This is a genomic window from Nocardia sputi (genome assembly GCF_023501985.1).
Genome location: NZ_JAMFLC010000014.1, coordinates 241,414 through 251,467, shown reverse-complemented (window position 1 = coordinate 251,467; position 10,054 = coordinate 241,414). Strand labels below are relative to the sequence as shown.

Sequence of the window (10,054 nt, the reverse complement as noted above, 5' to 3'; positions counted from 1 at the left end):
GGTTCGCCGCAGCAGGTGCGGATTTCGCCGGATGTGGTGGCGCCGGGGACGTTGCCTTCGGTGGGGCCGGGGTCGGAGATGGCGGCGGTGACGACGACGGCGCCGCGGGTGGGTGAGTCGCCGCGGGTGGGTGAGTCGCCGCGGGCGGTGGTTCCGGTTCCGCGGCCGCCGGTGCCGATGCAGGTGATGATCACGATTCCGGGTTTGCCGCCGATTCCGTGTGGGATCTTCTGCCCGCCCGCGCCGCCGGTGAATCCGTGCGCGGCGCAACCGATGCCCGCACCCATGCCGTTCCCGGACCTACCGGGCACCGCCCGCGTCCCGCTCGCACCGGGGCAACCCTACGGCGGCGTACCGGCCGCTCCCCGCGACCCCGGCGATCCGGCCGGGATGGGCAGGCCCGCCGATGCCGGGATCCCCGGCCAGCCGGGCGCCCCGGACCAGCAGGCCGCCGGATGCGCACAGCCCGAGACCACGCTGGCCACCGCCGAACCCACGCCCGCACCCGGAGGCCTGCCCGCTCCGGACGACGCACACCGCGGCGATCCCGAACCTGCCGTCACCACGCCGCCCGCTGCGGAACCCGAACCGGAACCGGCGCCCGAGGCCGCCCCTGTTCCCCCGCCGCCACCGGGGATCACTCTCCCCTTCGGAATCGTCATCCCCCTTCCCGTACCACCCGCTGCACCCCAGCAGTGATTCAAACCAGGTATCAGATCACGAAGCAGTAACAAACAGATCTCGGATGCGGTAATCTCCCCTTGGTTCATCACAAAGGGCTCACAGCGAGCCATGGGAGGGTCACCGCACCGTGGGGCGTCATCGCAAACAATCGCCTGCCACCGTCAGACGGAGTTCCGTCATCGCACTGACCGGTCTGGTTCCCGCCGGGCTCGTATCCGTCACGGCCGCCTCCGAGGTCGGCGACGCCGCACCCGTCGCGGCGGCGGTGCATACACCCGAAAGCGAACCGGAGACTCTGAGCGCCGGCCCGCAGGCGGCCGCGGACTTGATGGCCGGGGCTGAATTCGCCGCTCACGCCATGGCGAAGGCCGCGCCTACCGCCACGCCCGTGGTGAAAACCGTTGCGCTGCCGGCCGGTCGGCAACCCGCCGCGATGGCGACCGGGCCGCTGGGCGTCCCCGGTGTGGCCGTCGCGGCCTATCAGAACGCGGAACGGGTCCTGGCGGCCGAGAATCCGGTGTGCGGCATGCCGTGGTCGCTGCTGGCCGGTATCGGCCGGGTCGAGTCCACCCACGCGTTCGGCGGCAAGGCCGACGCCGAGGGCAACCCGCTGAGCCCCGTCTACGGCCCGGTGCTGGATGGTTCGCTCTACGGCAACCACGTCATCCGCGACACCGACGACGGCGCGTTGGACGGCCTGGACGGATACGACCGCGCCATCGGCCCCATGCAGTTCCTGCCCGAAACCTGGAAGCGCTACGCGGCCGACGGCAGCGGCGACGGCATCGCCGACCCGCAGAACCTCTTCGACGCCGCCCTGACCGCCGGGAAGTACCTGTGCGACGGCGGCTTGAACATGCGTGACATGGCCCAGCAGACCAAGGCGATCCTGCGCTACAACCACTCCATGGCGTACGTCGCGAACGTCATGGCGTGGGAAACTTCCTACAACACGGGGGTCGCACCCCGGCCCCGTGACCTGCCCAAAATTTGACACGCCTAAAATTTCTGCCATGCCAGTGGTTACGGAATCGGATGTGCGGGGAGCCCTCGCGAAGGTCGACGACCCGGAGATCCGCAAGCCGATCACCGAGCTGGGCATGGTGAAGAGCGTCGTGATCGGCGCCGCCAGCGATGTCCACGTGGAGATCTACTTGACGACGGCGGGTTGCCCCCTGCGCACCGAGATCACGCAGCGGGTCAGCAAGGCCGTCGCGGATGTCCCGGGCGTGGGCGCGATCAGCGTCGACCTCGACGTGATGAACGACGAGCAGCGCACCGCACTGCGCAAGCAGTTGCGCGGTGACGCGGCCGATCCGGTCATCCCGTTCGCCCAGCCCGGCTCGCTGACCCGCGTCTACGCGGTCGCCTCCGGAAAGGGCGGCGTCGGCAAGTCCAGCGTCACGGTGAACCTGGCCGCCGCCATGGCCTCGCGCGGCCTCTCGGTCGGCGTGCTGGACGCGGACATCTACGGGCATTCAATCCCGCGCATGCTCGGCACCGACGCCCGCCCCACCCAGGTCGAGCGGATGATCATGCCGCCGATCGCGCACGACGTGAAGATGATCTCGATCGCGCAATTCACCCAGGGCAACACGCCGGTGGTGTGGCGCGGTCCGATGCTGCACCGGGCGCTGCAACAGTTCCTCGCCGACGTCTTCTGGGGCGACCTCGACATCCTGCTGCTCGATCTGCCCCCGGGCACCGGCGACGTCGCCATCTCCATCGCCCAGCTGATTCCGGGGGCGGAGATCCTGGTCGTCACCACCCCGCAGCCGGCCGCCGCGGAGGTGGCCGAGCGGGCCGGCGCGATCGCGTTGCAGACCAGGCAGCGCATCGCGGGCGTGGTGGAGAACATGTCCTGGCTCGACCTGCCGGACGGAACCCGGATGGACCTGTACGGCTCCGGTGGCGGGCAGGCCGTCGCCGATCGGCTCACCCGCGCCGTGGGCGCGACGGTGCCGCTGCTCGGTCAGATTCCCATCGAACAGGCACTGCGCGAGTCAGGCGACGAAGGCACCCCCATCGTGCTGCGTGATCCGGAGAACCCGGCCGCCAAGGCTCTGCTGGAGGTCGCCGACAAACTCGCTGTCCGTCGCCGCGGTCTCGCGGGGATGTCCCTGGGCATCGACACCACCCGACACGGTGGTTGATTCGCCGCGCCCGCGGTGCGGCGTGTTCGCGGGCCGCGAGCGGCGCTCGTAGGCCTCGCACCCGACGGGGGAATCTGTCGGTGGCTGTTCGGTCGGGCCACGCGCTGCAAATAAACTCATCTCATGCTCACCATGCTGTTGTACGTGCTGATCGTCGGCTTGGTCGCGGCGGTGCTGTTCCTGCTCGCCAGTGCGGTGTTCGGGCGGTCCGAGGAGCTGGGCCCGCTGCCGGAGGAGACGACGGCCACGGTGTTGCCGGTGGAAGGGATCACCGGGGCGGACGTGCGCGCGTTGCGCTTCCAGCAGGTGGTGCGCGGCTACAAGGCCGCGGAGGTGGATTGGGCGCTGGCCAGGCTGGCCGCGCGGATCGATGAGCTCCAGCATCAGCTGGCCGAGGCGCAGGCCGCGCGGTGGCAGACGCCGATCGCGCCGGAGACGAAATGACCGCCCTCGCCGACGACGGGCTGATTCGCTGCGCTTGGCCGCTGGAATCTCCGCTCTATCGGGACTACCACGACTACGAATGGGGCAAGCCGCTGCACGGTGACGACGCCTTGTTCGAGCGGCTCTGCTTGGAGGCGTTCCAATCCGGTCTGTCCTGGCTGACCATCCTGCGGAAACGCCCGGCCTTCCGCGCCGCGTTCGCCGATTTCTCGATCGAGCGCGTCGCGGAGTTCGGTGACGACGACGTCGCCAGGCTGATGGCCGACGCCGGCATAGTCCGCAACCGTCTCAAGATCGACGCGGCCATCGCCAACGCCCGGGTTGCCAGGGATCTCGAGGTGAGCCTGGACGAGCTGCTCTGGTCGTTCGCCCCGCCGCCGCGCCCGCGCCCGCGCTCCGGCGCCGATGTGCCCGCGACCACACCCGAATCCACAGCCCTGGCAAAAGAATTGAAACGGCGCGGATTCCGATTCGTCGGACCCACCACCGCGTATGCCTTGATGCAGGCGACCGGAATGGTCGATGACCACGTGGCCGATTGCTGGGTGGGCAGCGACCGGTCCGGCACAGGCCGACCGGTCACTTTTTGAACTCAGCTATCCGTCCACATCCGCGATAGGGAAGAATGGGACGGGTGTAGCTCGCCAAACGCCGGCGAGCTCACTGGTTGGTGACAACTGGAGTTCCAAGAAAGTGCGCAGCAGACCGCGCAGATCTGGAGGGAGCAGAGGATGGCGGCCATGAAGCCCCGCACCGGGGATGGTCCCCTCGAGGCAACCAAAGAAGGGCGTGGAATCGTTATGCGGGTTCCACTCGAGGGTGGCGGGCGTCTGGTCGTCGAGCTCACGCCGGACGAGGCAGCGGCGCTCGGTGACGAACTGAAGAGCGTCACGAGCTGAGTGGTCCCGGCTGAGCATAAGACTCTCGCCGTCGCGGCCGGCGTCCTGGCATGCCCCGAATGTGTACGGGCGCACCAGGACGCCGCGTCGCTCGCGCTCGAACCCACCGACAAGGCGCTGCGCTGCGGTCGCGGGCACAGCTTCGACATCGCCAGGCAGGGCTACGTCAGCCTGCTGACCGGTGCTTCGACCAAGATGACCGGGGACACCGCCGCCATGCTCGACGCGCGTGCCGCCTTCCAAAGCGAGGGACACTTCGCGCCGATCGCCGACGCGGTCACACGAGCCGTCACGACGCGCCGGAGCGGCGGCGCGGTGCTCGAAGTCGGCGCGGGCACCGGTTACTACCTGGCCAAGGCGCTCGACGCGTCTCCCCCTGCCCTCGGCATCGGGCTGGACGTGGCCAAGCCGGCCGTCCGGCGGTGCGCGCGCGCCCACCCGCGCGCCGCGGCGATACTGGCCGACGCCTGGCGTGGGTTGCCGATCCGCGACGGCGCGCTCACCGGCGTGCTCTCGGTTTTCGCACCGCGTAATCCCGGCGAGATCGCCAGGGTGCTCGCCGACGAGGGCCGCTTCGTCGTCGCCACACCCACCGAACGCCATCTCGGCGAGCTGATCGGACCGCTGGACATGGTCCGAGTGGACCCCGACAAGGACCGCAGGCTCGACGCCGCGATGGCGGGGCATTTCGAGCCGGTCGAACAGACGCTCATCGAGTATCCGATGACGCTCGCCAGGACCGACGTCGCGCACGTGGTGGGCATGGGGCCGTCCGCACACCACGCCGCCGCCGGGGAGGCGCGTCTGGCGCGGTTGCCGGAGTCCGTCGAGGTCACCGCGTCGGTCGTCGTCGGCACCTACCGCCGGGTGGCCTGACGGCCCGGCTCAGCCTTTCCTGACCGCGTCGTAGACCGCGACCGTGCGGGCCGCTATCCGGGACCAGTCGAATTCGGAGATGGCTCGTTCCCGGCCCGCCGCGCCCAATCGCGCGGCCAGTGCCTGGTCGCCGGCCACCTCGTTCACGGCGGCCGCCAGCGCCCGCTCGTAGTCCTCGGCGGCGCCCGCGTCGTAGTGCACCAGGCGTCCGTTGCGGCTGTCGACCACCTCGGGGATGCCGCCCACGTCGGAGGCGACGACCGCGGTCGCGCAGGCCATCGCCTCCAGGTTCACGATGCCCAGCGGCTCGTACACCGACGGGCACACGAACACCGACGCGGCGGCGAGGATCTGCCGGATCCGCTCGGTCGGCAGCATCTCCCGTATCCAGAACACGTTGCCGCGCCGCTGCCGCAGTTCCTGGACCGCCGCGGTGACCTCCTGCGCCAATTCGGGCGTGTCCGGCGCGCCCGCGCACAACACGAGCTGGATGTCGGGGTCGAAGCCGCGGGCGGCGGCCAGCAGGTGACCGACCCCCTTCTGGCGCGTGATGCGACCGACGAAGGCGGCGATCGGAAGGTCGGTCCGCACGCCGAGCTCGGCGAGCACCGACGGCTCGCCGGCGGCTACCGGACCCGGATGCCAGATCGACCCGTCGATGCCGTTGTGAACCACGTGGACCCGGTCCGGATCGACCGCCGGATAGGCGTCGAGCACGTCGCGGCGCATGCCTTCGCTCACGGCGATGACCGCGTCGGCGTGCTCGACGGCGTTGCGTTCCGACCACGAGGAGAGCCGGTAGCCGCCGCCGAGCTGCTCGGCTTTCCACGGCCTGCGCGGCTCCAGCGAGTGCGCGGTCAGCACATGCGGGACGCCGTAGAGGGCCGCGGCCAGATGCCCGGCCAAACCGCTGTACCAGGTGTGCGAGTGCACCACGTCCACTTCGCCGACGGCGTCGGCCATCCGAAGCTGGGCGGACATCATCTGCAGCGCGGCGTTGGCGCCGTAGAGCGACGGGTCCGGTTGATGCACCACGGCGTCCGCGCGATCCACGCCCATGCAGTGCACGGTCACCTCGCACAGATGACGCAAATGCGCCGTCAGTTGCGTGACGTGCACCCCCGCCCCGCCGTACACTTCCGGCGGGTATTCGCGGGTCAGCATCGCGACGCTCAGCCGACTCCGCTCGCCGGAATCCACCGCCGAACGCCCGCCATCCGTGCCGAAACTCACCGGTTCAAAGTAGACGTTCGAGTCCGCGGCGGCCACTCCCGGGCGCTGGACCCGGTAGTTTGGCAGGTGTGAGGAGCCAGCCGCACGTACTCGGGATCGTGCTCGCCGGTGGCGAGGGCAAGCGACTCTTTCCACTCACGGCCGACCGCGCCAAGCCCGCCGTCCCGTTCGGCGGCGCCTACCGCCTCATCGACTTCGTGCTCAGCAATCTGGTCAACGCGGGTTTCCTGCGGCTGTGCGTACTCACGCAGTACAAGTCGCACTCGCTGGACCGGCACATCTCGCAGACCTGGCGGCTGTCCGGTTTCGCGGGCGAGTACATCACCCCGGTGCCCGCGCAGCAGCGGCTCGGTCCGCGGTGGTACACCGGCAGCGCGGACGCGATCATGCAATCGCTGAACCTGATCTACGACGAGGATCCGGATTACATCGTGGTTTTCGGCGCCGACCACGTCTACCGCATGGACCCGGAGCAGATGGTGCGCCACCACATCGACTCCGGCGCCGGCGTGACCGTGGCCGGTATCCGGGTGCCGCGCAGCGAGGCGAGCGCGTTCGGCTGCATCGACAGCGACGACTCCGGTCGCATCACGCAGTTCTTGGAGAAGCCCCCGCATCCGCCCGGCACCCCGGACGATCCGAACGTCACGTTCGCGTCCATGGGCAACTACGTCTTCACGACCAAGGTGCTGGTGGACTCGATCCGGGCGGACGCGGACAACGCCGACTCCGACCACGACATGGGCGGCGACATCATTCCCTCGCTCGTCGCGGCGGGGCAGGCGAGCGTCTACGACTTCGCCGACAACGACGTGCCCGGCGCCACCGACCGCGACCGCGGCTACTGGCGCGATGTCGGAACCATCGACGCGTTCTACGACGCCCACATGGATCTGGTCTCGGTGCACCCGGTGTTCAACCTCTACAACCGGCACTGGCCGATCCGCGGCGCGGCCGAGAACCTGCCGCCGGCCAAGTTCGCCCAGGGCGGGCTGGCGCAGGAGTGCATCGTGGGCGCGGGCAGCATCCTGTCCGCCGCCACCGTCCGCAATTCGGTGCTCAGCGCCAACGTCATGGTCGACGACGGCGCCACCGTCGAAGGCTGCGTGCTCATGCCCGGCGTGCGGATCGGGCGCGGCGCGGTAGTGCGGCACGCCATTCTCGACAAGAACGTGGTCGTCGGCGAAGGCGAGATCATCGGGGTGGATCTGGCGCGCGACCGCAGCCGCTTCGCGGTGAGCAACGGCGGTGTCGTCACGGTAGGCAAGGGCGTCTGGGTCCAAGGCGAGGCCGATCCGCCGCTGCGGGTATCCAGGCTGTACTAGTCGAGCAGCGCGTTATTTCCCTGAAATCGCGATCGGCGAGCTGGATTACGGCCCGCCTGGCTCAGGCGCGGGCGGCCCGATGCAGAATGGCGCACAGGGGCCTGGTGTACGCGGCACCTTCGATTCGGCAGCCTCGCCGAAATCTGCCGTGCTCACCAGATAGACCGCCATCAGAGCGAACAGCATGACGGCGGCGAAAGCCATCATGGTCCGCCCCCAGTGGAGCGGCCGGGGCCTGCGCTCGTCCTCGTCCCAGAGGAACATCATCATCACCACACCGCACCCCTCTTCCGGACCGCTCGGAGCATGACCTCACCAGTATCCGAGCATCGGCGTTCCGTTGCAGCATGCGCCGAACTGTGCGTCGATGGTGGTTGTTTCGCGAACTCCACTGTTCATCCGAAAGGGACACAGCCGAGTCAGGAAGCGCTACGAGCGCGCGTCCGGCGGAAAGTTACTCGACACCAGACATATTCGGGCAAGCCAGGTCGCCCACAGCGGCTCTACCCCGGAGATCACTGTCCAGGCGGGGCGACGTTCTGGGTGCAGAACGGCTCGCAGGGTCCAGGTGTGGGGGTGGTCTTTTCGGGCCCGGTATCGAAATCGGTGTTGCTCACCACCACCATCACCAGCACAGCCCCCAGGAGTACGAGCAGCAGGGCCAACATCGTGGGCCGCAACCAACTCGATCGTCGTTCCGTCACGACGTCCCCCATGGCGGCCATCTCGATGGGAGTTAGTTCACGCATAACCGAATTTCCTCACTGAGTAGTTACTCAGCGCATACCCCGAATTCGGCGATGGAATCAGGCCGCCACGTATCCGTAGCGCGAATCGTCAACCGCGCGAGGCGCAGAGCAATCCGTCGCCCACCGGAATCAGCACACAGGTGAGTTCCGGGTTCTCCGCGATGGCGCGGGTCGCGGCGCGCACCGCCTGGGTGGCCGGATCGCGTTGGGCCGGATCGGGTACCCGCCCGCCCAGCAGCGCGTTGTGCAGCAGGATGGCGCCGCCCTGGCGCAACAGACGCACCGCCTGGGCCACGTACTCCGGATGCTCCAGCGGTGCGGCGTCGATGAAGACGAGATCGTAGGCGCCGTCGGCCAGCCGGGGCAGCACGTCCAGCGCCCGTCCGTTGATCAGCCGGGTGCGCGCGGGCGGGATGTCGGCGGCGCGGAACGCCTCCTTGGCCGCGCGCTGGTGTTCCGGCTCCGAATCGATGGTGGTCAGCGTGCCGTCCTCGCGCATGCCGTCGAGCAGCCACAGCCCGCTGATGCCCGCGCCGGTGCCGACCTCGACCACCGCGCGCGCTCCGAGCAACTGCGCGTACATGCTCAGCAGCGCGCCCACCGACGGCGGCACGGGAACCGCGCCGAGTTCGGTGGCCCGTTCCCGCGCGCTGACGAGGATTTCGTCTTCCACGACGGATTCCTCCACGTAGGCGAGATTCCGCTCCAGATTCGATGCCACGGGTATGAGGCTAACGCCGGGCGGGTGATCTCGGCGTTCCGGACAACACGCGCCGCCCGCCATTTCCGCCGCCGGTTTTCTCAGGCGACCCTCAGGATCTCCATAACCCGGCCATATCAGGACCAGAAAGAGTATGGGCAACGCAAGACCACCGACCGTGTTTCGACACGGGACGCGGGAACAACGACATACCGGTTGTCTGTTGTATCCGTACGTGACGGTCCGTAGACCCGGCCCCGAGCGAGTTCCGACGTTTACGGTCCCTAGTAGGAGGTAGCCCCATCCACATGGTCGATGCGGCGCGCGAATACGCCACCCTGCCCGAGCAGATCCTGCCGGTCGAAGCCGACCCCGTCGAGGACGCGGTCGAGCTGTCCGGCACTGCTGCCTTCGATGCCACCGGTGATCGGTCGGCGATGCCGACGTGGGACGAACTGGTCCGCGAGCACGCCGACCGGGTTTACCGCTTGGCCTACCGCCTCTCCGGCGACGCTCAGGACGCCGAAGATCTCACCCAGGAGACGTTCATCCGGGTGTTCCGTTCGCTGTCGAATTACCAACCCGGCACGTTCGAGGGGTGGTTGCACCGCATCACCACCAACCTGTTCCTGGACATGGTGCGCCGCCGTAACCGGATCAGGATGGAGGCGCTGCCCGAGGACTACGACCGGGTGCCCGCCGATGGCCCCGGACCGGAGCAGGCCTACCACGACGCCCGGCTGGATCCCGACCTGCAAACCGCCCTGGATTCCCTCGCCCCGGAGTTCCGCGCGGCCGTGGTGCTCTGTGACATCGAGGGACTGTCCTACGAGGAGATCGGCGCTACGCTCGGCGTGAAACTGGGCACTGTGCGCAGTCGGATCCACCGTGGACGCCAGGCCCTGCGCGACTACCTTGCGCATAATGGAAGTGAGCAGCGGTTCGCCGTTGACGCGAACATAGGGTGATTCGTCGGAAACCGGCATCGCCC

At 68.8% G+C, this 10,054-nt stretch carries 12 protein-coding genes and 1 pseudogene; 9 read left to right on the top strand and 4 right to left on the bottom strand.

Annotated features, from left to right (window positions below):
* Positions 1 to 287, bottom strand: a pseudogene (locus M8859_RS19555) (hypothetical protein); the annotation flags it as partial.
* On the opposite strand from M8859_RS19555, the gene M8859_RS19550 reads away from it, so the two are divergent.
* The 7 genes from M8859_RS19550 to M8859_RS19520 all read left to right on the top strand — a co-directional run bounded on the left by M8859_RS19550 (position 274) and on the right by M8859_RS19520 (position 5,056).
* Complete coding sequence (locus M8859_RS19550; protein ID WP_195072052.1) at positions 274 to 699, top strand: hypothetical protein; 426 nt, start codon at positions 274 to 276, stop codon at positions 697 to 699. The pseudogene M8859_RS19555 and the gene M8859_RS19550 sit on opposite strands and share 14 nt — an antisense overlap.
* 112 nt (positions 700 to 811) lie before the next feature.
* Entirely contained in the window at positions 812 to 1,678 is an 867-nt protein-coding gene (locus tag M8859_RS19545; RefSeq protein ID WP_159927415.1) for a lytic transglycosylase domain-containing protein, read from the top strand.
* A 19-nt stretch (positions 1,679 to 1,697) separates the two neighbouring features.
* Entirely contained in the window at positions 1,698 to 2,837 is a 1,140-nt protein-coding gene (locus tag M8859_RS19540; RefSeq protein ID WP_159927417.1) for an Mrp/NBP35 family ATP-binding protein, read from the top strand.
* A gap of 123 nt (positions 2,838 to 2,960) precedes the next feature.
* Complete coding sequence (locus tag M8859_RS19535) at positions 2,961 to 3,281, top strand: DivIVA domain-containing protein (RefSeq protein WP_159927419.1); 321 nt, start codon at positions 2,961 to 2,963, stop codon at positions 3,279 to 3,281.
* Positions 3,278 to 3,871, top strand: a complete 594-nt coding sequence (locus M8859_RS19530; protein WP_159927421.1) for a DNA-3-methyladenine glycosylase I — start codon at positions 3,278 to 3,280, stop codon at positions 3,869 to 3,871. The genes M8859_RS19535 and M8859_RS19530 overlap by 4 nt, the downstream gene beginning before the upstream one ends.
* A 141-nt stretch (positions 3,872 to 4,012) precedes the next feature.
* Positions 4,013 to 4,180 (top strand): DUF3117 domain-containing protein, encoded by a 168-nt coding sequence (locus M8859_RS19525; protein WP_011211259.1) that lies wholly within the window; start codon positions 4,013 to 4,015, stop codon positions 4,178 to 4,180.
* Positions 4,181 to 5,056, top strand: coding sequence for a putative RNA methyltransferase (locus M8859_RS19520; RefSeq protein ID WP_372492920.1), 876 nt, complete (start codon positions 4,181 to 4,183; stop codon positions 5,054 to 5,056). It begins immediately after the preceding gene.
* A 9-nt stretch (positions 5,057 to 5,065) separates the two neighbouring features.
* Here M8859_RS19520 and glgA read toward each other — a convergent pair whose 3' ends face one another.
* Positions 5,066 to 6,232, bottom strand: a complete 1,167-nt coding sequence (gene glgA / locus M8859_RS19515; protein WP_159927680.1) for a glycogen synthase — start codon at positions 6,230 to 6,232, stop codon at positions 5,066 to 5,068.
* Between the two features lie 125 nt (positions 6,233 to 6,357).
* Between glgA and glgC the strand changes: the two genes are divergently transcribed.
* Positions 6,358 to 7,614: a glucose-1-phosphate adenylyltransferase gene (glgC, locus tag M8859_RS19510; RefSeq protein WP_159927423.1), complete on the top strand. Its 1,257-nt coding sequence runs from the start codon at positions 6,358 to 6,360 to the stop codon at positions 7,612 to 7,614.
* Between the two features lie 515 nt (positions 7,615 to 8,129).
* Here the strand turns inward: glgC and M8859_RS19505 are convergent.
* Positions 8,130 to 8,363 carry a hypothetical protein gene (locus M8859_RS19505; RefSeq protein ID WP_159927427.1) on the bottom strand — a complete coding sequence of 78 codons (234 nt, stop codon included), beginning with the start codon at positions 8,361 to 8,363 and terminating at the stop codon, positions 8,130 to 8,132.
* Between the two features lie 88 nt (positions 8,364 to 8,451).
* On the bottom strand, positions 8,452 to 9,084 hold the full coding sequence (locus tag M8859_RS19500; RefSeq protein ID WP_321210238.1) for an O-methyltransferase: 633 nt from the start codon (positions 9,082 to 9,084) through the stop codon (positions 8,452 to 8,454).
* A 287-nt stretch (positions 9,085 to 9,371) separates the two neighbouring features.
* Between M8859_RS19500 and sigE the strand changes: the two genes are divergently transcribed.
* Positions 9,372 to 10,031, top strand: a complete 660-nt coding sequence (sigE, locus tag M8859_RS19495; RefSeq protein ID WP_223520937.1) for an RNA polymerase sigma factor SigE — start codon at positions 9,372 to 9,374, stop codon at positions 10,029 to 10,031.
* Positions 10,032 to 10,054 lie beyond the last annotated feature (23 nt).

Coding starts and splice junctions, on each gene's coding strand:
- M8859_RS19535 (WP_159927419.1), top strand. CDS start 2,961: ATGCTCACCATGCTGTTGTACGTGCTGATCGTCGGCTTGGTCGCGGCG.
- M8859_RS19525 (WP_011211259.1), top strand. CDS start 4,013: ATGGCGGCCATGAAGCCCCGCACCGGGGATGGTCCCCTCGAGGCAACC.
- sigE (WP_223520937.1), top strand. CDS start 9,372: ATGGTCGATGCGGCGCGCGAATACGCCACCCTGCCCGAGCAGATCCTG.
- M8859_RS19550 (WP_195072052.1), top strand. CDS start 274: ATGCCCGCACCCATGCCGTTCCCGGACCTACCGGGCACCGCCCGCGTC.
- M8859_RS19530 (WP_159927421.1), top strand. CDS start 3,278: ATGACCGCCCTCGCCGACGACGGGCTGATTCGCTGCGCTTGGCCGCTG.
- M8859_RS19505 (WP_159927427.1), bottom strand. CDS start 8,363: ATGCGTGAACTAACTCCCATCGAGATGGCCGCCATGGGGGACGTCGTG.
- M8859_RS19540 (WP_159927417.1), top strand. CDS start 1,698: ATGCCAGTGGTTACGGAATCGGATGTGCGGGGAGCCCTCGCGAAGGTC.